Source organism: Variovorax sp. TLI9-5A (assembly GCF_056867935.1).
Map to the genome: position 1 here is coordinate 2506464 of NZ_CP200310.1, position 22637 is coordinate 2529100.

General features: G+C 68.6%; 24 protein-coding genes and 1 pseudogene. 10 read left to right on the plus strand and 15 right to left on the minus strand.

The features are described from left to right. The first annotated feature begins 54 nt into the window (after window positions 1-54). Window positions 55-1113 (plus strand): RNA methyltransferase, encoded by a 1059-nt coding sequence (locus AC1VNX_RS11915; RefSeq protein ID WP_483156884.1) that lies wholly within the window; start codon window positions 55-57, stop codon window positions 1111-1113. On the opposite strand, the gene AC1VNX_RS11920 is transcribed toward AC1VNX_RS11915, so the two are convergent. From AC1VNX_RS11920 to AC1VNX_RS11930, 3 genes are all read right to left on the minus strand, one after another. After that, entirely contained in the window at window positions 1106-1858 is a 753-nt protein-coding gene (locus AC1VNX_RS11920) for an alpha/beta fold hydrolase (protein ID WP_483156885.1), read from the minus strand. The genes AC1VNX_RS11915 and AC1VNX_RS11920 overlap by 8 nt on opposite strands. A 90-nt stretch (window positions 1859-1948) precedes the next feature. Beyond that, the gene (locus AC1VNX_RS11925) at window positions 1949-2527 is read right to left on the minus strand and encodes a DUF1569 domain-containing protein (RefSeq protein WP_483156886.1); all 579 of its coding nucleotides are present in this window, start codon (window positions 2525-2527) and stop codon (window positions 1949-1951) included. Window positions 2528-2590: 63 nt separating this feature from the next. After that, window positions 2591-3136 (minus strand): MarR family winged helix-turn-helix transcriptional regulator, encoded by a 546-nt coding sequence (locus AC1VNX_RS11930; protein WP_483156887.1) that lies wholly within the window; start codon window positions 3134-3136, stop codon window positions 2591-2593. Between the two features lie 328 nt (window positions 3137-3464). Here AC1VNX_RS11930 and AC1VNX_RS11935 point away from each other — a divergent pair, with 328 nt between their 5' ends. The 7 genes and pseudogenes from AC1VNX_RS11935 (at window position 3465) to AC1VNX_RS11965 (ending at window position 8089) form a co-directional block, all read left to right on the plus strand. Beyond that, complete coding sequence (locus AC1VNX_RS11935) at window positions 3465-4433, plus strand: LysR family transcriptional regulator (protein WP_483156888.1); 969 nt, start codon at window positions 3465-3467, stop codon at window positions 4431-4433. 192 nt (window positions 4434-4625) lie between these two features. Then, window positions 4626-5039, plus strand: coding sequence for a hypothetical protein (locus tag AC1VNX_RS11940; RefSeq protein WP_483156889.1), 414 nt, complete (start codon window positions 4626-4628; stop codon window positions 5037-5039). A gap of 32 nt (window positions 5040-5071) precedes the next feature. After that, the gene (locus AC1VNX_RS11945) at window positions 5072-5749 is read left to right on the plus strand and encodes a hypothetical protein (RefSeq protein WP_483156890.1); all 678 of its coding nucleotides are present in this window, start codon (window positions 5072-5074) and stop codon (window positions 5747-5749) included. Further along, window positions 5746-6288: a GTP-binding protein gene (locus AC1VNX_RS11950; protein WP_483156891.1), complete on the plus strand. Its 543-nt coding sequence runs from the start codon at window positions 5746-5748 to the stop codon at window positions 6286-6288. The genes AC1VNX_RS11945 and AC1VNX_RS11950 overlap by 4 nt, the downstream gene beginning before the upstream one ends. Continuing rightward, window positions 6285-6680, plus strand: coding sequence for a roadblock/LC7 domain-containing protein (locus AC1VNX_RS11955; RefSeq protein WP_483156892.1), 396 nt, complete (start codon window positions 6285-6287; stop codon window positions 6678-6680). Before AC1VNX_RS11950 ends, AC1VNX_RS11955 begins: the two co-directional genes overlap by 4 nt. A gap of 96 nt (window positions 6681-6776) precedes the next feature. Then, the gene (locus tag AC1VNX_RS11960; protein WP_483156893.1) at window positions 6777-7136 is read left to right on the plus strand and encodes a hypothetical protein; all 360 of its coding nucleotides are present in this window, start codon (window positions 6777-6779) and stop codon (window positions 7134-7136) included. Window positions 7137-7157: 21 nt separating this feature from the next. After that, window positions 7158-8089, plus strand: a pseudogene (locus AC1VNX_RS11965) (LysR family transcriptional regulator). 18 nt (window positions 8090-8107) lie between these two features. Here the strand turns inward: AC1VNX_RS11965 and AC1VNX_RS11970 are convergent. From AC1VNX_RS11970 to gnd, 5 genes are all read right to left on the minus strand, one after another. Further along, window positions 8108-9589 carry an efflux transporter outer membrane subunit gene (locus AC1VNX_RS11970; RefSeq protein WP_483156894.1) on the minus strand — a complete coding sequence of 494 codons (1482 nt, stop codon included), beginning with the start codon at window positions 9587-9589 and terminating at the stop codon, window positions 8108-8110. After that, entirely contained in the window at window positions 9586-10881 is a 1296-nt protein-coding gene (locus tag AC1VNX_RS11975; protein WP_483156895.1) for an efflux RND transporter periplasmic adaptor subunit, read from the minus strand. Before AC1VNX_RS11975 ends, AC1VNX_RS11970 begins: the two co-directional genes overlap by 4 nt. 179 nt (window positions 10882-11060) lie before the next feature. After that, entirely contained in the window at window positions 11061-14279 is a 3219-nt protein-coding gene (locus AC1VNX_RS11980) for an efflux RND transporter permease subunit (RefSeq protein ID WP_483156896.1), read from the minus strand. Window positions 14280-14466: 187 nt separating this feature from the next. Then, the gene (locus tag AC1VNX_RS11985; protein WP_483156897.1) at window positions 14467-15018 is read right to left on the minus strand and encodes a GNAT family N-acetyltransferase; all 552 of its coding nucleotides are present in this window, start codon (window positions 15016-15018) and stop codon (window positions 14467-14469) included. 15 nt (window positions 15019-15033) lie between these two features. Further along, window positions 15034-16458 (minus strand): decarboxylating NADP(+)-dependent phosphogluconate dehydrogenase, encoded by a 1425-nt coding sequence (gene gnd, locus AC1VNX_RS11990; protein WP_483156898.1) that lies wholly within the window; start codon window positions 16456-16458, stop codon window positions 15034-15036. 164 nt (window positions 16459-16622) lie between these two features. Between gnd and AC1VNX_RS11995 the strand changes: the two genes are divergently transcribed. Both AC1VNX_RS11995 and AC1VNX_RS12000 read left to right on the plus strand, forming a co-directional pair. Beyond that, window positions 16623-17600, plus strand: a complete 978-nt coding sequence (locus AC1VNX_RS11995) for an AraC-like ligand-binding domain-containing protein (RefSeq protein WP_483156899.1) — start codon at window positions 16623-16625, stop codon at window positions 17598-17600. Between the two features lie 100 nt (window positions 17601-17700). After that, window positions 17701-18429 (plus strand): alpha/beta fold hydrolase, encoded by a 729-nt coding sequence (locus tag AC1VNX_RS12000; protein ID WP_483156900.1) that lies wholly within the window; start codon window positions 17701-17703, stop codon window positions 18427-18429. Window positions 18430-18439: 10 nt separating this feature from the next. Here the strand turns inward: AC1VNX_RS12000 and AC1VNX_RS12005 are convergent, their stop codons facing one another. From AC1VNX_RS12005 to AC1VNX_RS12035, 7 genes are read right to left on the minus strand one after another with little or no spacing between them, the layout of a single operon-like run. Next, window positions 18440-19060 (minus strand): 3'-5' exonuclease, encoded by a 621-nt coding sequence (locus AC1VNX_RS12005; protein ID WP_483156901.1) that lies wholly within the window; start codon window positions 19058-19060, stop codon window positions 18440-18442. Continuing rightward, window positions 19057-19515 (minus strand): TfoX/Sxy family protein, encoded by a 459-nt coding sequence (locus AC1VNX_RS12010; protein ID WP_483156902.1) that lies wholly within the window; start codon window positions 19513-19515, stop codon window positions 19057-19059. Before AC1VNX_RS12010 ends, AC1VNX_RS12005 begins: the two co-directional genes overlap by 4 nt. Beyond that, the gene (locus AC1VNX_RS12015) at window positions 19512-19829 is read right to left on the minus strand and encodes a YciI-like protein (protein WP_483156903.1); all 318 of its coding nucleotides are present in this window, start codon (window positions 19827-19829) and stop codon (window positions 19512-19514) included. Before AC1VNX_RS12015 ends, AC1VNX_RS12010 begins: the two co-directional genes overlap by 4 nt. A gap of 27 nt (window positions 19830-19856) precedes the next feature. After that, the gene (locus tag AC1VNX_RS12020) at window positions 19857-20246 is read right to left on the minus strand and encodes a VOC family protein (protein WP_483156904.1); all 390 of its coding nucleotides are present in this window, start codon (window positions 20244-20246) and stop codon (window positions 19857-19859) included. 37 nt (window positions 20247-20283) lie between these two features. Then, window positions 20284-20778, minus strand: a complete 495-nt coding sequence (locus AC1VNX_RS12025; protein ID WP_483156905.1) for a GNAT family N-acetyltransferase — start codon at window positions 20776-20778, stop codon at window positions 20284-20286. A 51-nt stretch (window positions 20779-20829) separates the two neighbouring features. Then, complete coding sequence (gene fghA / locus AC1VNX_RS12030; protein ID WP_483156906.1) at window positions 20830-21708, minus strand: S-formylglutathione hydrolase; 879 nt, start codon at window positions 21706-21708, stop codon at window positions 20830-20832. Further along, window positions 21705-22631 carry an alpha/beta fold hydrolase gene (locus AC1VNX_RS12035; protein WP_483156907.1) on the minus strand — a complete coding sequence of 309 codons (927 nt, stop codon included), beginning with the start codon at window positions 22629-22631 and terminating at the stop codon, window positions 21705-21707. Before AC1VNX_RS12035 ends, fghA begins: the two co-directional genes overlap by 4 nt. Window positions 22632-22637 lie beyond the last annotated feature (6 nt).

Below are 22637 nucleotides of genomic sequence, written 5' to 3' on the forward strand. Positions count from 1 at the left end.
CAGCGCACCCGGCACCGCCGGCAGGCGCGCAGAGCTTCCAGCCCCAGAGGGCGCATGCGAATCCACGAACTGAAAGAGCGGCTGCGAAAAGCCGGAGCCGGCCCCAGCCACGAGCAGCGCATCCTGCGGCTGTGGTCCCACGCCCTGCCCAGGAACAGCGGCAGGCGCCTGCCCGCGAGCTTCTTTCCTGCACCGCTGATGGAGGCGCTGCCGGCCATCGAGGCCGAGCTTGCGGGGCTGGCGCGCGTGGTCGCGGCGCATCCGGGTGCCGATGGCTCCGAGCGGCTGCTGGTCGCGCTCGCCGACGGCCAGACCGTGGAAAGCGTGCTGCTGCCGCGCGACGGCCTCTGCGTGTCGTCGCAGGTGGGCTGCGCCGTCGGCTGCCAGTTCTGCATGACGGGCCGCGACGGCCTGCTGCGCCAGGTGGGAAGCGCCGAGATCATTGCCCAGGTTGCGCTTGCGCGCATGCGCAGGCCGGTGCGCAAGGTGGTCTTCATGGGCATGGGCGAGCCGGCGCACAACATGGACAACGTGCTCGAGGCCATCGAGCTGCTCGGCAGCGTGGGCAACGTCGGCCACAAGAACCTCGTGTTCTCCACCGTGGGCGATCCGCGCGTGTTCGAGAGACTAGCCAAGGAGCGCGTCAGGCCCGCGCTGGCGCTTTCGCTGCACACCACCAAGGCCGAGCTGCGCAGGAAGCTGCTTCCGCGCGCGCCCAGCATGACGCCGGAAGAACTGGTCGCCGCCGGCGAACGCTACGCGCGAGCCAGCGGCTACCCCATCCAATACCAGTGGACGCTGCTCGAAGGCGTCAACGACGGTCAGGACGAGATCGACGGCATCGTCCGCCTGCTCTCGGGCAAGTTCGGCGTGCTGAACATGATTCCGTTCAACGCGGTGGATGGCGTGGAGTTCAACCGCCCCTCGTGGGAGCGCTGCAAGCAGATCGCCCGCACGCTGCACGAGCGCGGCATCCTCACGAAGCTGCGGCAGTCGGCGGGGCAGGACATCGACGGCGGATGCGGCCAGCTGAGGGCGCGGGCAGCGGAAGTGGCCGAGGTCGCCGAAGTCGCCATACCGATCCGCAGGATCGAAGAGCTGCGCGTCAGCTGAAGGACGCCATCCAGTCCCAGACCTGCGCGGGCGCCTCGACCATCACGTTGTGTCCATGCGAACCGAGGTCGCGCGCTTCGGCATTGAGCGAGCGGGTCTGCTCCAGCGTCACCATCGCATCGTTGCCTCCGCGCGCGAGATGAACGGGGCAGCGCGCGAGTGCCATCAGCTCCGATAGCGGCGGCTTGCCCACCGCGTTGGCGCGCGGGTCCATCGCAAGGCGCCAGCCGCCGTCGCTGTGTGCGATGCCCCGTGCGGCCACCGAAGCCGGTGCACCGGCCACCGCGGCGAGGCCCGATACCTTCAGGTATCGCTCGCGCGCTTCCTCTTCGGTGGCGAACAGCTTCGCGGGCTGAAGTGCAAGCGAGTCCAGGCGGCGCACTTCCTCGTCGCTCCACGCGATCTTGATGCCGGCCGCGAAGACGCGATGCGGCACGAGGCCGAACCATCCCGTGGCGAGCGCGAGGCCGACCACGCCGCCCAGCGAATGCCCGAGCACCACGAGGCGGCCCTCCGGTTGCAGATGCGGCAGCACGGCGCGCGCGACGCTCGCTGCATGCTGGCCGATAGCATAGGAGTCCTGCCTGCCGGAGCCGCCATGGCCGGGCAGGTCAAGCGTGAGCCAGCGGCCTTTCCAACGGGTGCCGGCATCGGCGCACAAGGGCGACCACACGGCGCCCGTCGCGCCCATTCCGTGCAGCAAGAGAAGCAGGTCCGGGCCTTCGCCGCCTTGTTCCGTGTACATGTCCGCCGTCTCCATCGGTCTTCGATGGATCGAGAATACCCGGACGTGTCCGGCGGGTGCCCTGGCCACCGGGGACGCAGGGGGCCCGTCTCAGCCGGCGTCCACCAGCTCCCAGTGATTCGCCAGGTGCATGAGATGCGCCCGGGTGTACTCCGGCTTGCTCAGCGCGCCATAGGCGAAATGCGGTGCGAGCGCGGCGCCGTGCCGCTCGAAGCGGGCCAGCGCGGTCATCAGGTGGTCCACGGCGGCATCGAGCGGCTGGCTTGATGCGATGGCTGGCGCGCCGGGGATGGGCTCTTCGAGCCCGTGGCTCATCCTGCCGCGCGCCGAGAACACGGCGAACGCCATGCTGCCCAGCGAGGCGCGGAACCACGCGGGCTTGAGCTGGGGGAAGCCGTCCAGGGAGTATTCGACGCTCTGCGCGCTGTGGTGCAGCACCTGGGCCAGGTCCCAGCCGGAGCGGGTGCGCAGCGGCGTCGTGCGCAGGCGCTCGAGGGTGCGCATGGCGCGGGGCAGGTCGGAGAAATCGTCCATGGCGATGGTCTGGTCGGAGTGGGTGAGGACGTAGCCGGCGCCCGTGGCTGCCGCGCCGGCCAGCAGCACGCCGCCGGTCAGCAGGGTGCGCCGGGTGCGCGACGCACGGTTGTCGTCCTTTTTGTGGGTGTCCATGTGGTGCCGGATGGTAGGCACCGGGCCGCGCCGGAACTGTCAAATTTCCGACGATCTCCGCATTCAGGCGCTGCGCCCCGGCCACCTGTGGCGCGTGCCGCCCGAGCGGCGGTCGGCCTTCTCCGGCACGACGCCCAGAGCGCTCAGCTCCTTGCCGCGCGCCTCGATCCGGCGCAGGCACATGAGGAAGACGTCGAGGTGCTCTTCGTCGATGGCCTCCAGCAGATCCATGTTGAGGCGCGCGATTCTCGGAAACACCGCGTCGCACAGCTGGCGGCCGGCGGCGCTCAGGCTCACGTGGACCTCGCGGCCATCGTCGGCGTCGCGCCTGCGTTCCACCAGTTTCTTCTCAGCAAGGCTGCGCAGGCCGCGCGAGGTACGCACGCGGTCGAGCTGCAGGCGTTCGGCGAAAGCCGATGAAGTGATCTCGCCGATCTGCGCGAGCATGCCGATCATTCCCCACTCGCGGTGCGTGATGCCGAAGCCGCCTTCGACGAGGCGCGTCGCCATGCCGCTGCCCGGGCGCATGGCACGGAAGAGGCGGTACAGGAGCAGGTCGTTCAGGGAGCGCGGTGAGCGCAGGGCCTGGGCATCGGGGAAAGCTTGCATTGGAAATCCGGACGCGAGGTCTTGGGCGCGGCCAACCGACCTCGATGGTGGGTGATGGATTAGATCAATCGTTTGTTGATATTTATAAACTGCCGGGCAATGAATATTGCCGCAATGTCATTGAGATTCGCGGCATTTATCCATCGGACGTCCGCCAATTGCGGAAAGTCAGCCGGTGCTCAGTGTTCGCCGTCGCGCTTTTACGCAGAGTCGGCATATCGCACCGCTATTCACGCCGGATCGATCGCAATTCGAATATCGATCGATAGCAATAGCGGAATTGATGGGCCCCAAGCCTTTTACAGCCGTCATTCAAGGAAGGACTACCTTGCTCGATCTGAACGAAGTCGCCATGTTTGTCCAGGTGGCGCGCCTGGGCAGCTTCGCGGAAGCCGCGCGGCACCTGCGCATGCCCTCGGCCACGGTGAGCCGGCGCATCCAGCAGCTAGAGGCGCGCCTTGGCACCCGGCTGATGCAGCGCTCCACCCGCAAGCTCACGCTGACCAGCGCGGGCCAGACCTTCCACGAGCGCTGCAGCCCGGCGGTCGAGGAACTGATAGAGGCCGGGCAGTCGCATGTGGCGGTCAACAAGGAGCCCAGCGGCGCGATCCGGGTGGCGGCATCGGCCAGCTTCTTCGAATACTTCGACATGGGCTGGGTGTCGGCCTTCCTGGCTGCGCACCCACTGGTGCAGATCGACTTCGTGCTCAGCGACCTGCCGGCCGACCTCATCGCCGACCGCGTCGACGTGGCGTTCCACATCGGGGCGCTCGAAGATTCGAGCTACGTGGCACGCAGAATCTTCACGAGCTACGGCGGCCTCCTGGCCAGCCCCGCCTACATCGCGGCGAACGGCGCGCCGCGCGACCTTCGCGAACTGAGCGAGCACGAGTGCGTGACGCAGCCGCCAGCCACAGGCAGCTTTGCCACCTGGCGCCTGCAGGGGCCCGACGGCTCCGAGGAAGACGTCCGTGTGCGTGGCCGCTTCAGCAGCAACACCCACGTGGCGCTGCGCGAGGCCGCCTGCGCCGGACTGGGCATCGTCGCCCTGCCGGCGATCCTGACCTCGGCCGAGCTGGCGTCGGGCCGGCTGGTGCCGGTGCTGCCCCAATACGTGCGTGCAGGGCGCGGCATGAGCGTGGTCTACCCGAGCCGCCAGCAGCGGCCGCTGGCGGTCACGGCGTTCGTGGACATGGCGGTCGAAAAGCTCAGCCTGCAGGAGTGGACGCCTCTCCCGGCCGAGACGATGAGCGAAAGCCGGTTGGAGCGGCCTCTCGACTCCTCGGTCTGCCGCTGAACTCCGGAGCGCAATTTCGGTTGCTCTTATTTGCCGATTGCGCGCGCACCACATAAGTGCAATTCGCCGTTATTTGGTGCAATTCATTCGGCCGAATCGTGCGGATTGCATCGAAAGCCGATCGGCTGAAACTCATTTTGTGCGCTAGTGGAGTACAACGGATTTCGTAAACAATTGTCACGACAGCTTTTGATGGACATCCAATTCGGCACGTCTGCATTGCGCTCTGCGCACAAAAAATCTCATTCATTTTCATCATTCCCGTATAGAGAAATGGATATTTCAGGTAACAGCAAGGGGAACGGGTTGAATCCACGGTCGACGAGTACAGCGAAACAACACGCGGGCCGACGGCTTTCGCGCCAAGCCAGAGGCTTCACGCTGATTGAATCGACGGTCCTTCTGGCTTGCTTCGCCGTTGCCGCATCCGCCGTGCCGGCCCGCTGCAAGAACGAGGTCCTGAGCGGACGACCGCTCGGTGGATCGGACGGTCTCGTGGCATCCCACATCGGCATGCAGCGCTTTCACCAGGCCGCCGCCGGGGCGCTGGAACGCATCTTTGCGCCGGGCCTGCAAGGCTGGCGCGACACGGCCTCGATGGACTGACCGGGCATGGCGGCGGCGCAGAGGACACATCCATGCTGAGGCTCGGCGTCCACAAGCTGCCCATGGCGGAGGTCGTCCTGATCCACACGATCATGAGGCTCTCGGCGGGTCAGCCCGGCTTTGCCTGGCAGCTGGTCGATGCGCCGCCCTACGATGCGCTGCTGGTCGACGGCTCCTCGGCGGAGCATGAATATCCCGGGACGGTCGACAGCATGGCCGCGGCCGTGCTCAGGCTCACGCGCATGAACGCGGGCTGGCAGCCCGGCACCATGGAGCGGCCTATCCGCGCCGACAGGCTGCAGCAGTGGCTGCGCAGCGTCGAGCAGGCGCTGCGCGAGGCGCAGCCCGGCGGCCTCACGCTGCACGAGCAGACGGCGCTGGAAGTCGAGGTGTCCGACGCCGAGCACTTCATGCTGCGCCGCTGGCCGCCGTCCATGCTGCTTCGCAACGACCTCGACAACATCCGCATGGCGAGCCTGCTGTCGCGCCGCGCGTTGAACGCGATCGAGCTGTCGGACATCAGCCAGCTGCCTTTCTCCCAGTGCGTGGCCTTCCTGCTCGAACTGCGCAAGGCCGGCGTGCTGGAGCTGCACGTGGCGCAGGCCTTGCCGCCGGCCATGCCCCGGAGCGACAAGGCGCTGTGCAGCCGCGATCTGGCGCGCAGCTTCATCGATGGCATCCGCCGCCGGCTGGGCCTGCGCGTGCCATGAGGGAGCACAAGATCCTCGTCACGGGCACCGTGGGTGCCGGCAAGACGACGGCCATCGGCCTCGTGAGCGAGGTCGCGCCCATCGTGACCGACGTGCGCAATTCCGACGCGGCCATAGACAAGGCCCGTACCACCGTCGGGCTGGACTACGGCCAGCTCACGCTGGACAACGGCGACATCGTCCGCCTGTTCGGCACGCCGGGGCAGGCCCGCTTCGACTTTCTCTGGAAGATCCTCGCGAGGAACGCGTTGGGCCTCATCGTGCTGATGGACAACTCGCGGCCAGATCCGCTCGCCGACCTGTCCGTGTACCTGGATGCATTCGCCGAGCACCTGCGCACGCTGCCCTGCGTCGTCGGCGTGGGGCGGATGCGCTCCCATCCCGTGCCCACCCTCGACGACCATGCCGAGCGGCTCGCATCCACCGGCCGGGTGTTTCCCATTCTCGATGTGGACGTGCGCCGCCGGAGCGACGTGCTTCTGCTGATCGACACGCTGCTCATGCAACTCGAAGCCGACATGCGGGGAGACGAAGAGTGAGTTCCATACACGGCCTGTCCAGGACGGCCACGGTGCATGCACAGCGTGAAGTGCGCAAGCTGGTCGAAGAGCTGACAGGTGTGACCGCGGCGGTGGTCGCCACCGCGGACGGCTTCGACGTGGCCTCCGCCTGCGTCAGCGACGCGGAACCGGCGCGCGTGGCCGCCATGGGCAGCTCCATCGTGGCGATCGGCGACGTGGTTTCGCAGGAGGCCCGCCTCGGCCGCCGCGAGAGCGTGATGGTGTTCTCGGACTCGGGCTTCGCGGTGTTCCACAGCGTGCATCGCCGCGACACCGATCTCGTGATCAACGTGCTGGCGCGAGACAGCGCCGTGCCCGCGATGGTGGCGTACCGCGCCGCCCAGCTCGCCAGGACCCTCGCCGAGGCGTGACCACCGATTCCCCCGCGCGCGTCTGCGTGGCGCGCGGGTCTCTTCCCGTACGCAGCAATTCCTTCTTTCAACTTCAACGATTTCATTGGAGAAAACTTGGCTTCCATCAAGCAGACGCTCGACGACATCCTGACCATCGACGGCGCCATGTGCGCGGCCGTCGTCGACGCCGGCAGCGGCATGATCCTCGGCAGCGAGGGCTCGGGCGTGGACATGGAGATCGCCGCGGCCGGCAACACGGAAGTGGTGCGCGCCAAGCTCAAGACCATGCGCGCGCTCGGCCTGAGCGACGTGATCGAGGACATGCTCATCACCCTCGGCAGGCAGTACCACATCATCCGCCCCTCGTCGGTGAAGGAGGGGCTCTTCCTCTACGTGGTGCTCGACAAGCAGCGCGCCAACCTCGCACTCGCGCGCCGCAAGACGCAGGAAGTCGACAAGCTGATGGACTTCTGAGAAAGCGGCAGGCAGTTCCCAGTGCTGGATCTCAACGAAGTCGCCATGTTCGTGCAGGTGGCGCGGCTGGGCAGTTTTGCCGAAGCCGCGAGGCACCTGCGCATGCCTTCCGCGACCCTGAGCCGGCGAGTGCGGCAGCTGGAGGCGCACCTGGGCGCCCGCCTGCTGCAGCGCTCGACCCGCAAGCTGGCGCTGACGAGCGCTGGGCAGGCTTTTTCGACCGCTGCCTGCCCGCGGTGGAGGAGCTCATGGGTGCCGGGAAGCTGCAGCTCGCCGGAGGCCAGGAGCCGAGGGGCCTGGTGCGGGTGGCCGCCCCGGCCAATTTCTTCGACTTCTTCCCGATGGAGTGGGTGACCGCCTTCCTGTCGGCGAATCGGCACGTGCGGCTCGACTTCGTCCTCAGCGATGCGGTGGCCGACCTCATCGCGGAGCGCGTCGACGTGGCTTTCCGCGGCGGTCCGCTGCGGGATGCGAGCGGCGCGACACGCAGGATATTCGCCAGCTACGGCGGCCTCTTCGCGAGCCCCGGCTACGTGGCTGCACATGGGCAGCCCGCCAGCCTGGATGAACTGGGCGAACACCATTGCGTGACGCCGCCGCCGGACACTGGCCGCCTGTCGACCTGGCTCCTGCAGGACGCCGAAGGCGTGGAGCACGACGTGCGCGTGCGCGGCCGCTTCGTGAGCAACATGGAGGACGTGCTGCGCAAGGCCGCGTGCGCCGGCCTGGGCATCGCGGCGCTGCCGTCGATCGTGGTGGCTTCCGACCTGGCCGCCGGACGGCTGGTGCGCGTGCTGCCGCGGTACAGGCGCGCCGGACGCGGGCTGAGCGTGACCTACGCCAGCCGCCATCACATTCCGCACGCGGTCTCGGCCTTCGTCGAGATGGCGATGGAGAAGCTTGCCGCCAGCCAGGACTGGGGTTCGGCTTCTCCGGCGATGCCCGCCGGCTGAACCGCCGGCCGGTGACGCTCAGTCGGCCTTGGCGGTACGGTCGCCCGCGGGCGCAAGGCAGTTCGCGGGCGCTCCGGCCACGTCCGCGCCGCACCAGTCGCCACCCAGCGCCTTCACCAGGAACACCGATGTCAGCAGCCGCTGCCCCTGCAGCTGCGCGGCCTGCCGCTCCACCGTCAGCAGCGACTGCTGCGCGGTGATCACGTCGAGATACGTCGATGCGCCGCCTTCGTAGCGGCTGGTCGCCATGTCGAGCACGCGCCGCGCCGCGGTCACGGCCGACTGGGCCTGCGTGGTGGCGCTGTCGAGCGCCGAGAGGCCGGTGATGCCGTCCTCCACTTCCTGCAGCGCCGCCAGCACGGTGCGGCGGTAGTTGCCGACGGTGACGTCGTAGCCGGCCCTGGCGAAGTCGACGTTCGCGCGGACGCGCCCGCCGTCGAACAGCACCTGCGTGGCCGACACGCCCACCGACCACAGCAGGCTGGGGCCGTTGAACAGCGTCTCGATCAGGCGGCTGTCCACGCCCACGGTGGGCGAGATGACGAAGCTCGGATAGAAGGCGGCCGTGGCCACGCCGATCTGCGCATTGGCAGCTGCCATCGCGCGCTCGGCCGAAGCCACGTCGGGCCGGCGCTGGAGGATTTCCGAAGGCACGCCCAGCGGCACCGCGGGCGGCTTGATCTCGCGCAGGTCCACCGGCAGCGAGAAGTTAGGCGCGGGCGTGCCGGTGAGCGTGGCCAGCGCGTGTTCGTACTGGGCGCGTTGCTTCTTCAGCACGTCGACCTGCGTGAGCGTGGTTTCCAGCAGCGCCTGCTGCTGCGCCACGTCCAGCCCCGAGACGGCGCCCAGGTCGTGGCGGGCCGTGACCAGTTCCAGCGCGCGGCGCTGCAGTCCGATGGAGCGCGAGAGCACGTCGAGCTCGATGTCGGTGGAGCGCAGGTTGAAGTAGTTGCTGGCGAGTTCGGCGCTCAGCAGCAGCCTGGTGTTGGCCAGGTCGGCGGCCGATTGCTCGGCGGATGCGGCCGCACCCTCGACGGTGCGCTGCACGCGGCCCGCGAGGTCGAGCTCGTAGCTCGCGTTCAGCGAGGCGGCGAAGTCGTTCTGCACCGTCGATGAATTGGCGGTGGCGTAGTTGGTGAGTGGACGGTTCGCCGAGATCTTCAGGCGCGATGCGCGCGTGCCCAGGCCCAGCTGTGGATACCGGCTGGCCGAAGTGGCCGCCAGCGCGGCGCGCGCTTGCGCCAGCCGTGCGTTGGCGATGGCCAGCGTGGGGCTGCCGGCCAAGGCCTGCGCCTGCAGCGTATCGAGGGTGGCGTCGTCGAAGCGCTTCCACCACGGGCCCTTGTCGGCGCTGTCGCTGGGCGTGCTCACGCGCCAGGGCTCCTCGAGCTTCCAGCTCACGGGCAGTGGCGTGTCGGGTGTCTTGTAGTCGGGGCCGACGGCGCAGCCCGCGACCAGCGCGAGCAGCGCGGTGCAAGCGGCCAGCTGTCGCAACCTCACGCCGGTTCCTTCTTCGGCAGAGCGGCGGGAGCGGGGGGCGTGGCGGCCTTGGATGCGCCCGGCTGCTGCTGTTGCTGTGGTGCCTCGGGCGCGACGGCCACGATGTCGCCATCGGCCAGCGAGTCGGAGGGGTTCAGCACCATGCGGTCGGTGCCCTCGAGTCCGTCGATCACTTCCACGTTCTCGCCGTAGTTGCGCCCCAGTGTCACCGCACGCAGGCCGATGCGGCCCTGCGCATCGACCACCGCGATGCGCGTGCCCTCGGCGCGGAACAGCAGCGCGTTCGCCGGCACCGTGAGCGTGCGGCTCGCGGCCAGCGGCAGCGACACCTGCACGTAGGCGCCCGGCAGCAGCGCGCCGTCCTTGTTGGGCAGCGAGATCTCGACCTGCATCATCCGCGTGGTCGTGTCGATGGCGCCCGAGGTGCGCGCCACCTCGCCCTTGAAGGTCTGGCCGCGCAGCTCGGCCTGCGTCACCACCACCGGCTGGCCGGCCTTCACCAGCTGGGCGTAGGCCTGCGGCACGTTGACGTACACGCGCAGCGGATCGGTCTGCGCCAGCATGAAGAGCGCGCGCCCGGCGCCGCCGCCGGCACCCGCGTCGATCAGGTCGCCCACGTCGACGTTGCGCCGCGTGATCACGCCCGAAAACGGCGCCACCACGCGCTTGAAGCCTTCGGTCTGCTTCAGGCGCTGCACGTTGGCGTCAGCCGCCGCCACGTTGGAGGTGGCCTGCGCCACGGCGCTGCGGCGCTCGTCCAGGTCCTGCTGCGAAACCACATCCTTCTTGCGCAGCGCTTCCCAGCGATCGGCCGTGCTGCGCGCCAGTTCCAGCCCCGAGGCGGCCTGCGCGCGGGCGGCGACGGCCTGCGAGAGCTGCTGGTCGATCTCGGGCGTCTCGATCTCGGCGAGCAGCTCGCCCTTTTCGACGCGGCTGCCGATGTCCCTTGTCCAGCGCTTGAGATAGCCGCTGGCGCGCGCCGAGATGGGCGACTGCACGAAGCCCTGCAGCGTGCCGGGCAGCGAGAGCGTCTGGCCCGCGGTGGGCATGCGGGGCAGGGCGGTCTGCACGTACTGCTTCGCGCGCTCGGCGGTGCCGGCCTCCAGCGCGCGGGCGTTGGCGATGCGCACGAACACGGTGCGCGCCGCGCCCAGCGCCAGCAGCACCAGGACGATCAGCACCAGCCAGCGCGTGCGCCGCACGATCTGCCGGCGGCGCAGCAGCTGCTCGCCGTCGCCTTCCTCGACGGCGATGGGGTGGATGGCCAATGCCGAATGGCGTTGCTCCGTCATGACCAGCTCGGCGCCGGGCCGCTCCCAAGGCGAGCTGCGGCCCCCTCGGGGGGCAGCGAATACACGAAGTGAATGAGCGTGGGGGTCATCATCGGCGCCGGGCCGCTCCCAAGGCGAGCTGCGGCCCCCTCGGGGGGCAGCGAATACACGAAGTGAATGAGCGTGGGGGTCATCAGGTTTCAGTTCTCCTGGGGCGCGGCGCCTGCGATGGGTTGATGCTGCTGCTGCGCGGCTTCGCGCGCCGCCCGGCGGTGCGCAAGCCGACTGTGCACTCCCGCGAACACGGCGGGCACGAAAAACAATGTCGACACCGTGGCAAAGACCAGGCCACCGATCACCGCGCGGCCCAGCGGCGCGTTCTGCTCGGCGCCTTCGCCCAGGCCCAGCGCCATCGGGATCATGCCGATGATCATCGCCAGCGCCGTCATCAGCACCGGGCGGATGCGGGTGGCGCCGGCCTCCAGCGCGGCCGACAACGGCGGAATGCCCGCGGCCAGCCGCTCGCGCGCGAAGGACACCAGCAGGATGGAATTGGCCGTGGCCACGCCCATGGTCATGATCGCGCCGGTGAGCGCGGGCACGCTCAACGTGGTGCCGGTGATGAACAGCATCCACGCGATGCCCGCCAGCGCGGCCGGCAGGGCGGTGATGATGATGGCCGCGTCCAGCCACGACTGGAAGGTGACGACGATCAGCAGGTACACCAGCACGATGGCCATCGCCAGCCCCACGCCCAGGCCGATGAAGGACGACTGCATCGTCTGCACCTGCCCGCGGATCTCGACGCGGCTGCCGCGCGGCAGCGTGGGCCGCATCTCGTCGACCAGCTTCTGAACCTTCGACGCCACGCTGGCGAGGTCGGTGCCCTGCACGCTCACGTAGACGTCGATCACAGGCGCGATGTTGTAGCGCGACATCACGGCCGGCTGGCGCGCGGCCTGCGCGTCGACCAGGTTGCCCAGCAACTGCTGCGAGCCGCCGCCCGCAGCCGGCGTGCCGCCCGCGCCCACCGGGATGTTGAGCAGCGAATCCAGCGAGTCGACCACGTACTGCGGCGACTGCACCGCGATGCTGTAGACCACGCCGTTGGCCGGGTTCAGCCAGAAGGCGGGCGCCGTCTGCGAGCTGCCCGACAGCGCGATGAGCACGTTCTGCCCCACGTTGGAGGCGGTCAGGCCGTACTGCTGCAGCCGCGTGCGGTCCATCTGCAGGCTCAGCGCGGGGCCGTCCAGGCGCTGGTGCACGTGGGCGTCGACCGCGCCGGGAATCTTGCGGATCGCCTTGGTGAGTTCGGCCGCGCGCGCGGCATTTCCGGCCATGTCGTTGCCGCTGAATTGCACGTCGATGGCAGCCGGCAGGCCGAAGTTCAGGATCTGCGTGACGATGTCCGCCGGCTGGAAGAAGAACTCCGTGCCCGGAAAGCGCTTGGGCAGTTCGGCCCGCAGCAGCGACACGAACTGCTCGGTCGGCTTGTGGCCCTCTTTCAGCGACAGCAGCAGCTCGCCGTCGAAGGTGCCGATGGTGCCGGCGTTGCTGTACGACAGGTTGATGCCGCTGTTGGGCACGCCGAGGTTGTCGAGGATGGTCTCCAGCTGGTCGGGCGGCACCAGCTCGCGGATGGCGGCCTCCACCTGGTCGGTGAGGCGAGCGGTTTCCTCGATGCGCGTGCCGGTGGGCGCGCGCAGGTGCAGGCGGATCTGGCCGGCATCCACCGTCGGGAAGAAGTCGCGGCCCAGCGCGGGGTAGAGCAGGCACGAAAGCAGGCAGAAGCCGAGGAAGAGGCCGATGAAGCCGGCGCGCTTCGAAAGCACCGCCGACAGCACCAGCGTGTAGGCGCGGCGCACGCGCTCGAAGCGGCGGTCGAAGGCGCGGTACAGGCGCTGCAGGGCGCTCTGTTTTGCGCCCTCGGCAGGTTGCGCCGAATGCGCACCACCCATCAGCAACATCACCAGCGTCGGCACCAGCGTGCGCGACAGCAGGTAGGAGGCGATCATGGCGAACACCACCGCTTCGGCCAGCGGCACGAACAGGAAGCGCGCCACGCCCGAGAGGAAGAACATCGGCACGAACACGATGCAGATGCACAGCGTGGAAACGAACGCCGCCGATCCGATCTCGCCCGCGCCGACCTCGATGGCCTCTTTCAGCGGCGTGCCCATGTGCAGGTGCCGCTCGATGTTCTCGATGGTCACGATCGCCTGGTCGACCAGAATGCCCACCGAGAGCGCGAGGCCGCCCAGCGTCATGAGGTTGAGCGTCTCGCCCAGCGAATAGAGCACCAGGATGGACGCCAGGATCGACAGCGGGATCGTCAGCCCGATGATCAGCGTGCTGCGCCAGTTGCCCAGGAAGAGCAGCACCATCGCGGCGGTGAGGGCAGCGGCCAGGATGGCCTCGAACACCACGCCCTTCACGGCGGCCTTGACGAACACCGACTGGTCGAACAGCGGCGTGATCTTGATGTCTTCCGGCATCGTCTGGGCGGCGATGGGCAGCATGGCGCGGATGTTGGAGACGATGTCCAGCGTGGAGGCGCCGCCGTTCTTCAGCACCGACAGCAGCACGCCGCGCACGCCGTCCTGGCGCACCACGTTGGTCTGCGGCGAGAAGCCGTCGCGCACGTAGGCCACGTCGCGCAGGTAGGTGGTGGCGCCGTTCACCGTGCGGATCGGCAGGTCGTTCAGGCCCGCGATGGCATCGGGCGAGCCGTTCATCCTCACGTTGTATTCGGTGGCGCCGAACTTGGCCGTGCCCGAGGGCAGGATCAGGTTCTGCGTGTTCACCGCGTTCACCACGTCGGCCGGCGAGAGGCCGCGCGCCTGCAGCGCCTGGGTGTCGAGGTCGACCGAGATCAGCCGGTTCTTGCCGCCGTAGGGAAAGGGGATGGCCGCGCCCGGCACGGTGATGAGCTGTGGCCGCAGCTGGTTGACGGTGGCGTCGAAGAGGGAGTTTTCAGAACGGGTGGGGCTGGAAAGCGCCAGCTGGATCACCGGCACGCTGGAGGCCGAGTACTTGATGACCAGCGGCGGCGTGATGCCCGGCGGCAGCTGCCGCACCTGCGCCTGCATCGAGGCCACCACCTGCGAGATCGCCATCTCGATGTTGGCGGTGGGCTGGAAGAACACCTTGATGATCGACACGCCCGCCAGCGACTGCGATTCGATGTGCTCGATGTCGCTCACCGTGGTGGTCAGCCCGCGCTCCACCTGGCCCGAGATGCGCTGGCCCATCTCCTGCGCCGGCAGGCCGGTGTAGTTCCAGATGACGCTGACCACCGGGATGTTGATTTCCGGGAAGATGTCGGTCGCCATGCGCGCCAGGACAAAGGGCGTGGCCAGAACGATCAGCATCGCCATGACGATGAAGGTGTACGGACGACGCAACGCGAGCTGGACCATGGCGAGGGCTCTCTGCTTCCGGCGGAAAAAGGTTTTGCATCATAAGGAAGTAGATTTAGGTTTGCAGGCGAGCGTGGACGAGCTGTGGCGCTTTACCAAAAGGGCGGCGTACGGACGGCGGCAGGCCGGGGCCGTGCGCGCTGGGTGAAGAAGTGGCGCAGTGGTTCGGCCGCCGGATGGCCGAAGCTCAGTCGGCCGAATCCAGCGCGAGTCGCAGCCACGTCACGTTCGGATTCCCCGGGTCGCGCTGCACCTTGAAGCCCAGCTTGCGCGCCAGCGCCAGCATGCCGACGTTGTCGTAGAGCGTGATGTCGGCCAGCTGCCTGACGCCGGCCGCCCTGGCCGCGTCGATCAGCTTGCGCATGAGCTTGTGGGCAAGGCCGTGGTGCTGCCAGGCGTCGGCGATGACGATGGCGAACTCTGCGGCCTGCGCTGTCTCCGGCATGTCGCCCCGCACGTAGCGCACCACGCCCATCTGCTGTTCTGCGCCGTCGACCACGGTGGTCGCGATCAGCGCGAGTTCCCGGTCGTAGTCGATGTGCGTCATGCGCCACAGCTCGTCGGGCTGCGGCGTCCGGGGCGAGAGCAGGCGGCGGTAGCCGGTTTCCCTCGATAGCCCGCCGACGAAGGCGGTGTGCATGGCCAGGTCCTCGGCGCGGATGGGGCGGATGCGCACCGGGGTGCCGTCGGCCAGCTGCCAGTCCTCGACCAGGTGGCTGGGGTAGTCGAGGGCCGGCATGGCATCACACGGTATTCAGCCGATCACTTCGGGCCAATCCGTATGGAAGAACTGCCCTTCAGGCTTGTCCACGCGCTCATACGTGTGCGCGCCGAAGAAGTCCCGCTGCGCCTGCAGCAGGTTTGCCGGCAGGCGCTCGGTGCGATAGCTGTCGTAGTAGGCCAGCGAGGCGCTGAAGGCCGGTACGGGGATGCCGTTGCTCACGGCGAGCGCCACCACTTCGCGCCAGTTCTGCTGGGTGCGGTTGAGCAGATCCTTGAAGAACGGGTCGAGCATCAGGTTGGCCAGGGCCGGGTCGGTGCGGAAGGCGTCGGTGATGCGGTTGAGGAAGCGGGCGCGGATGATGCAGCCGCCGCGCCAGATCGAGGCGATGCCGCCAAGGTCGAGGCCCCAGTTCTTCCTGTCGCCCATGGTCTTGATGAGGTCGAAGCCCTGCGTGTAGCTGATGACCTTCGAGGCGTAGAGCGCGTCGTGCACCTTGGCCACCAGCGCCTTCTTCTCCACCGGCAGTTCGATCTTCGGCCCCTGCAGCTGCTTGCTGGCGGCCACGCGCGCCTTCTTCTGCGACGAGAGCACGCGCGCTTCCACGGCGGCGTTGATGGTGCTGATGACCACCGCGTTCTCGGCGGCGTTGATCAGCGTCCACTGGCCCGTGCCCTTCTGGCCGGCCTTGTCGAGGATCACGTCGACGATCGGCTTGCCGGTCTCCGGGTCTTTCTGCTCCAGCGCCTTGGCGGTGATCTGGATCAGGTAGCTCTGCAGCTCGCCGTCGTTCCATTCATTGAAGATGGCGGCCATCTCGTCGGTAGTGAAGCCGGCTGCCTTGAACAGGCTGTAGGCCTCGCAGATGAGTTGCATGTCGCCGTACTCGATGCCGTTGTGCACCATCTTCACGTAGTGGCCCGCGCCGCCGGGGCCGATGTGGATGACGCAGGGCTCGCCGTCCACCTTGGCCGCGATGCTCTCGAAGATGGGCTTCATCACCTCCCAGGTGGAAAGCGGGCCGCCCGGCATGATCGACGGCCCCTTGCGCGCGCCTTCCTCGCCGCCCGAGACGCCGGCGCCGATGAAGCGCAGGCCCTTGCTGGAGAGGTACGCGTCGCGGCGCTCGGTGTCGGTGTAGAGGCTGTTGCCGCCGTCGATGACGATGTCGTCCTTGTCGAGCAGGGGAATGAGCTGCTCGATCACCTGGTCGACCGGCGCGCCGGCCTTCACCATGATCTGGATCTTGCGCGGCCTGGCCAGGCTCTGCACGAACTCCTCCAGCGTCTTCGCGCCGACCAGCTTCTTGCCGGGATTGGCGGCGATGAAGGCTTCGGTGGTGGCCTCGGTGCGGTTGTAGACGCTGACCTGGAAGCCGCGGCTTTCCACGTTCAGCACCAGGTTCTGGCCCATCACGGCCAGGCCGATCAGTCCGAAATCGCTTTGCTTGTTGCTCATGACCTGTCTTGCCCTTCCTTCGAGTGTGTGCATCCGGGGCAGGCAGGCGCCCGGCGCACCGGTTTGGTTCGAGGGCCATTTTGCCGATGTGGCGCGCTCGCAGGCGTCGGAGGCGGTCTATACCCGATTGGCAAGCGGGTCCGCCTTGGCTATGTTCGGCGCGCATGAGCAATGCCGCCATCCACCGCTGGTCCACCGACGCCGTGCCGCCCGCGCAGCGGCTGGACTACTGGGTGGGCGCGGTCTGCGAGGGTTTCCTGGAGATGGACGTGACCAGTCCCATGGCCGGCAGCTTCGGCGCCACGCTCGAATCTGCGCCGCTCGGGCCCATCGTGGTCAACCAGGTGCGCGGCAGCGCGCAGGACGTCTACCGCACCCGCCGGGCCATCGCCCACAGCCGCAACAACTACTTCTACCTGCTGTGCAAGGCCGACTCGGCCTGGGTGGCGGCGCAGGACGGCCGCTCGGCACGGCTGCTGCCGGGCGACGCGGTGCTGGTCGATTCGCGCCGGCTCTATGAATTCCACCTGCTGCAGTCGGCCGACACCATCTCGCTCGAACTGCCGACCACCTGGGTCGACGCATGGATTCCCGACGCCGGCGACCAGGTGGCGCGGCGCATCGACGGGCATGCGGGCTGGGGCGGCGTGTTGTGCGGCTTCGTGCGGCAGCTCTCGCCGGAACTCGCGGTGAAGCCGCCGATGCCCGCCGAACTGCTGAGCGACCAGCTCGGCGGCCTGCTGGCGCTCGCCACCGGCGGCGGATTCGCGGATGTCCCCGGCAAGGGCAGGGCGGCGCTGCGCCGCCGCGTGCTCGACGCCACGCGCGAGCGGCACGCGGAGCCGGGCCTGACGGCCGCCAGCGTGGCGCGCGGACTGGGCATTTCGGAGCGCAGCCTGCACCGCTGCCTGGCCGGCGGCGAAGGCAGCGGCGGCAGCGAAGGGGGCGCCACAACCTTCGCCGCCGCACTCGCGGGTTTCCGCATGGCGGCGGCTCGCCGCATGCTCACTGATGCACGTTTCGACCGCTTGGGCATCGCCCAAATCGGGTATCGCGTGGGCCTGGCCGATGCTTCACACTTTGTTCGCCAATGCCGTGCGCACCTGGGCGCCACACCCGGCGAACTGCGGCGCCGGCGCTGAACTGGCGCGAACCGGCCATCCGCGTGGCAGGCATCGGCCATTCGCGGCATCGCCCTGTTCCTAAAGTCCCTCTCCACCGAAACATCGAAAGAGACATCCCATGTCCGATACCTATGTCCTGGTCCACGGCGCCTGGCACACCGGCGCCGAGATCGAAGCCGTGGCCGACGGCGTGCGCGCGGCCGGCCATACCGTGTACTGCCCCACGCTGGCCGGCAACAACCCCGGCGACGACCGCTCCGCCATCGGCCTCGAGGACGCCATTGCTTCCGCCGTGCGCTACATCGAGGAAAAGAACCTCACGCAGGTCCGCCTCGTGGGCCACAGCTACGGCGGCATGGTGATCTCGGGCGTGGCCGACCGCATCGCCCACAGGCTGAAGCGGCTGGTCTACATCAATGCCTTCGTGCCGCTGGACGGCGAATCGCTCAACGACATGGTGCCGCCGCACTACGTGACGATGTTCGACGCCGTCGCCGCGGCCAGCGGCAACGCCGTGACGCTGCCCTTCGAGATCTGGCGCGAGGCCTTCATCAACGACGCCGACTTCGCGACCGCGCAGGCCGCCTACGAAAAGCTCAACCCCCATCCGTATCGCACTTTCACGGACAAGATCCGGCTGAGCCAGCCGCTGGCCGCGCTGGCGCTGGGCAAGTCGTACCTGAACTGCCAGCAGGACACCGCGATGCCGCACGGCATGCCGTGGCATCCGCGCCTGTCGGAGCGGCTGGGCCTTTTCAGGCTGGTGGAGTGTCCGGGCAGCCACGAGATGTTCTTCTCGAACCCGCAGCGCCTCGCGCAGGCCATCATCGAGGCCGGGCGCGACTGAGCCCGGAAGTTCAACCGCTGCCGCCGAAGAGCGCGTCGTACACGCGGATCGACGCCCAGGCGTCGTTCGCGGCGTATCTGATCTGCGCCTCGGTGAGCTGCCGGTTGGCCCAGTTCGAGGTGGTCGCCTTGCGCGACTTGACGAAGCGGCGGTCGAACACCAGCGCCACCGCCGCCTTCACGCCCACCGACCTGCGGTAGCCCCGGCGGCGGAATTCGTCGTCGATGTCGAACACTGCCTTCGGTTCGATGTTCAGGCGGTTGCGGATCAGCGTCAGGTCGCCCGAAAGGCCGAAGCCCACCTTGCGCAGCTCGGTGGAAGCGATCAGCGCGGCCACCACCGGGTTGCACTCGGTGCGGTGCAGCTGGAACAGCCAGGCCGTGTCGCGCGTGGCGAACTGCACCACGTGCGGGCCGCCCGACACCTCGTTCTTCGCGAAAGTGGGCTTGGATTCGGTGTCGAAGCCCGCGATGCCTGCCGCCAGCAGCGTGGCGGCGGCGCGCTCGGCCTCCTGCGGCGTGGAGACGACCACGATGTTCGCGGCGACCAGGCTTTCGAAGGGGTCGAGCAGCGCGATCTGTTCGCGCTCGGGCAGGGGCGGGAGCGCGGAGGTGTTGCGGCGCTCGTTCACCGGGCTGCTGCTTTCGTCGTCGGCTTTTTCTTTTTCACGGGTGCTTTCTTTGCAGCGGTTTTCTTTGCCGCTGTCTTTTTGGCTGCGGCCTTCCTTGCGGTCGGCGCTTTCTTCGGTTTTTTCGGCTTCGGCGGCTGGCCCGAGCGCAGCGCGGCCTCGTAGGCGAGCCGGCCCCAGCGGGCGGCTTCCTCGCGGTCCTCGAAGAGATCCGCCGGCGCGAGACGGTACGACATCGGCATCGCCTTGCCCTGGCGCATGTAGGTGAAGGGCTGCAGGTTCAGCCTGTCGAAGTGCGGGGCGCTTTCGGCGTCGGACTTCAGGTAGAGCGTCTCGTTGGCCACCAGCGCGATCATGCGGCCCTCGTGCCATACGCCATGGCCGCCGAACATGCGCTTCGTTTCGATGCGGCCCAGGCGCTCGAAGATCTCGTGCAGGCTTTGGACGAAGACGCTCATCGGGCAGGGCTCGCCACGGGCCGCACGGGCGTCGACGCCTGCGCGCCGACCACGGTATTCCAGGCCTTCACCCGCCAGCCGGTGACGATGCCATTGAGCACGTACGGATCGGTCTTCGCGAAGGCAGCGGGCACATCGGGCGAGTCGGCTTCGAACAGCAGCAGCGCGCCGTCGGGCGGGTTGCCGGTGGCGCCGCCGAGCAGCAGCTCCCCGCGCTCCACGGACTGCCAGGCGAGCGCCAGGTGCGCGTCGCGGAATTCGCCGCGGCGTTCGAGGTAGTCGGGAGCGGTTTCGTAGATCAGCAGGTAGTGCATAAGGATTTCCGGGCAGGGCCGCCGCGGTCAGGCGGTGATCTCGATGCGGTTGCCGTCCGGGTCGAGCACCACGCTCTCGTAGTAGCCGTCGCCGGTGCGGCGCGGGCCGTCGAGCAGCGGATAGCCGTCGGCCTTCAGGCGCCGAGTGAGTTCGTCCACCGCCGCGTCGGAGCCCACGCTGATCGCGAGGTGCGTCCAGCCCATGCGCTGCGCGCCAGCCTCGGCCGGCACGGGCGAGAGCGTGCTGGTTGTCATGGCCTCGATGCGCGCGCCGTCGCCCAGGCTCAGGAAGCAGGAGGCGAAGCCCTTGGCAGGGTTGACGTAACCCGAACCGGCGATGGCGCCGAAGTAGTCGACGTAGAAGCGCTTGCAGCGTTCGAGATCGGTGGTCCAGAGTGCGATGTGGTCGATGCGCATGGGGCAGCGAAGGATGAGCGGAAGGGCGGGCGGCAGGTCAGCCGATGCGCCACGGCGGGCGCGAGGGCGACCAATGGTAGGCGATGCGTTCGCGTCCGCTCGTGGGGTGGCGGTCGGTCGCGCCGCGCTCCAGCCCGTAGCGTTCGTAGAAGCGCTGCGCCGACGTGTTGCTGGCCGCCACGTGCAGCCGCCAGCCGGAGGGAATGCGCACGCAGGCCTCGTCGAGCAATGCCTTGCCCAGGCCCTGGTTGCGCAGATGAGGCTCGACGAAAAGCTGGGCCACGTACTCGCGCTGAGCCAGCAGCACCATGAAGGCCAGCACCTGGCCTTCGCGCTCGGCCAGTACCACCCCGGCGGGCGGGCCGAACTCGGTGTGCACGCGATGCAGCCAGTGGGCGATGGGTTCGACCTGCGCAACGTCGCGGTTGGCGGAAATCCAGGCGCGCCGCCAGATGCCCGCCAGCACCATGTTCTCCTCGGCCCCGCCTTCGCGTGACCGCAGGTGGAAAACCGGAATCTGGGCGGCGGACATGATGCGTTTCATGATACGGCGCGGGGCCGCCGCAGTCGATGAGGCAGTACGCTAGGCCCGCAGGGTCTGCGCGTGATGCGCGATGTGGTCCGCCATGAAGCTCTGGATGAAGTAGTAGCCGTGGTCGTAGCCCGCGTGTCGGCGCAGCGTGAGCGGCTGGCCGGCGGCAAAGCAGGCGGCCTCGAAGACCTCGGGATGCAGCTGCTCGGCCAGGAATTTGTCGTCCAGGCCCTGGTCGATGAGGATGCCCTGCGGATAGGGCGCCGTCACCTGCGACTTCATGAGTGCGCTGGCGTCGTGCGCCAGCCATTGCGCGCGGTCGGCGCCGGGCTCGCCCAGGTAGCCCGCGAAGGCCTTCTCGCCCCATGGGCATTGCGTGGGCGCGCAGATCGGCGCGAAGGCCGACAGCGACCTGAAGCGCCCCGGATGCCGCAGCGCCAGCGTGAGCGCGCCGTGCCCGCCCATCGAGTGGCCGAAGATGCCGATGCGCTCGCCGTCGATGGGAAAGTGCCTGGCCACCAGCGGCAGCAGCTCGTGCACGATCCAGCTTTCCATGCGCCAGTGCGTGGCCCAGGGCTCGGCCAGCGCGTCGAGATAGAAGCCGGCACCGATGCCGAAGTCCCAGTTGTCCCTGGCGCCCGGAATGGCTTCCGCCTCCGGGCCGCGCGGGCTGGTGTCTGGCGCGATCAGCGCGATGCCAAGGCTGGCCGCCATGCGCTGCGCGCCGGCCTTGATGGCGAAGGTTTCCTCGTTGCAGGTCAGCCCCGCGAGGTAGAGCAGGGCCGGCACGCGTTCGTGCGCGACCTGCGGCGGCAGGTAGACCGAGAAGCGCATCGGCAGGCCGATCTCGAGCGAGCGGTGTTCGACGAAGCGCTGCAGGCCGCCGAAGGCGCGGTGCTCGGAAAGGGGCTTGGGGGTGTTGTCGGTCATTGCGGATTCTTGTTGCCGCGCAGCGCGGGCACGAGTTCGAGCACGGCGTCGGCGAAGGTACGCGGCGCTTCCTGCGGCAGGTTGTGGCCGGCGCCGGGCACGAGCCGGTGCGAGCGCGGGCCGCCGAAGCGGTGCGCATGGGCAGAGGCATCGGCGGGCGGACGCACGCCATCGTCGATGCCGTCGAAGGTGATGGCGGGCACGTTGATCGTGGGCTGGGCCGCGAGGCGGCGCTCGATGTCGGCATAGGCCGGGTCGCCAGCCACCAGGCCGAAGCGGTGGCGGTACGACTGGATCACCACGTCCACGAAGTCGGGATGGTCGAAGGCGGCGGCGCTGCGCTCGAAAGTGGCGTCGTCGAACTTCCAGGTGGGCGACCAGAGCTTCCACAGCAGCTTCGTGAACGCCTTGCGGTCCTTCTGGAGGCCGGCGCGCCCGCGCTCGCTGTGGAAGTAGTACTGGTACCAGAGGCTGTGCTCGTTGTCGGGCGTGTCGGGCTCCATCGCCTTCGCGATGTTCTGGATGTTGTAGCTGTTGAGGGACACCAGCCCCGCGCAGCGCTGCGGCCACAGCGCCGCGACCACGCAAGCCGCGCGGCCGCCCCAGTCGTAGCCGGCCAGCACGGCGCGCTCGATCTTGAGCGCGTCGAGCAGCGCGAGCAGGTCGGCCCCCAGCGCAGCCTGCTCGCCCGAGCGCGGCGTGGCCTCGCTCAGGAAGCGCGTGCCGCCGTAGCCGCGCAGGTACGGCACGATCACGCGGCAGCCCTGGTCGGCCAGCATGGGCGCGACTTCGGCATACGTGTGGATGTCGTACGGAAAGCCGTGCATCAGCAGCACCGGCGGGCCGTCGGCGGGGCCGGCCTCGTAATAGGCGACTTCGAGGACGCCCGCCTCGATCTTGCGCAAGGGCTCCATGCGGTTCATGGCGGG

Bases quoted from the DNA above. Each gene is read 5' to 3' on its own strand.
- AC1VNX_RS11915 (WP_483156884.1), top strand. From the start codon at position 55: ATGCGAATCCACGAACTGAAAGAGCGGCTGCGAAAAGCCGGAGCCGGC.
- AC1VNX_RS11920 (WP_483156885.1), bottom strand. From the start codon at position 1,858: ATGTACACGGAACAAGGCGGCGAAGGCCCGGACCTGCTTCTCTTGCTG.
- AC1VNX_RS11925 (WP_483156886.1), bottom strand. From the start codon at position 2,527: ATGGACACCCACAAAAAGGACGACAACCGTGCGTCGCGCACCCGGCGC.
- AC1VNX_RS11930 (WP_483156887.1), bottom strand. From the start codon at position 3,136: ATGCAAGCTTTCCCCGATGCCCAGGCCCTGCGCTCACCGCGCTCCCTG.
- AC1VNX_RS11940 (WP_483156889.1), top strand. From the start codon at position 4,626: ATGGACATCCAATTCGGCACGTCTGCATTGCGCTCTGCGCACAAAAAA.
- AC1VNX_RS11945 (WP_483156890.1), top strand. From the start codon at position 5,072: ATGCTGAGGCTCGGCGTCCACAAGCTGCCCATGGCGGAGGTCGTCCTG.
- AC1VNX_RS11950 (WP_483156891.1), top strand. From the start codon at position 5,746: ATGAGGGAGCACAAGATCCTCGTCACGGGCACCGTGGGTGCCGGCAAG.
- AC1VNX_RS11975 (WP_483156895.1), bottom strand. From the start codon at position 10,881: ATGACGGAGCAACGCCATTCGGCATTGGCCATCCACCCCATCGCCGTC.
- AC1VNX_RS11980 (WP_483156896.1), bottom strand. From the start codon at position 14,279: ATGGTCCAGCTCGCGTTGCGTCGTCCGTACACCTTCATCGTCATGGCG.
- AC1VNX_RS11985 (WP_483156897.1), bottom strand. From the start codon at position 15,018: ATGCCGGCCCTCGACTACCCCAGCCACCTGGTCGAGGACTGGCAGCTG.
- gnd (WP_483156898.1), bottom strand. From the start codon at position 16,458: ATGAGCAACAAGCAAAGCGATTTCGGACTGATCGGCCTGGCCGTGATG.
- AC1VNX_RS11995 (WP_483156899.1), top strand. From the start codon at position 16,623: ATGAGCAATGCCGCCATCCACCGCTGGTCCACCGACGCCGTGCCGCCC.
- AC1VNX_RS12000 (WP_483156900.1), top strand. From the start codon at position 17,701: ATGTCCGATACCTATGTCCTGGTCCACGGCGCCTGGCACACCGGCGCC.
- AC1VNX_RS12010 (WP_483156902.1), bottom strand. From the start codon at position 19,515: ATGAGCGTCTTCGTCCAAAGCCTGCACGAGATCTTCGAGCGCCTGGGC.
- AC1VNX_RS12015 (WP_483156903.1), bottom strand. From the start codon at position 19,829: ATGCACTACCTGCTGATCTACGAAACCGCTCCCGACTACCTCGAACGC.
- AC1VNX_RS12020 (WP_483156904.1), bottom strand. From the start codon at position 20,246: ATGCGCATCGACCACATCGCACTCTGGACCACCGATCTCGAACGCTGC.
- AC1VNX_RS12025 (WP_483156905.1), bottom strand. From the start codon at position 20,778: ATGTCCGCCGCCCAGATTCCGGTTTTCCACCTGCGGTCACGCGAAGGC.
- fghA (WP_483156906.1), bottom strand. From the start codon at position 21,708: ATGACCGACAACACCCCCAAGCCCCTTTCCGAGCACCGCGCCTTCGGC.
- AC1VNX_RS12035 (WP_483156907.1), bottom strand. From the start codon at position 22,631: ATGAACCGCATGGAGCCCTTGCGCAAGATCGAGGCGGGCGTCCTCGAA.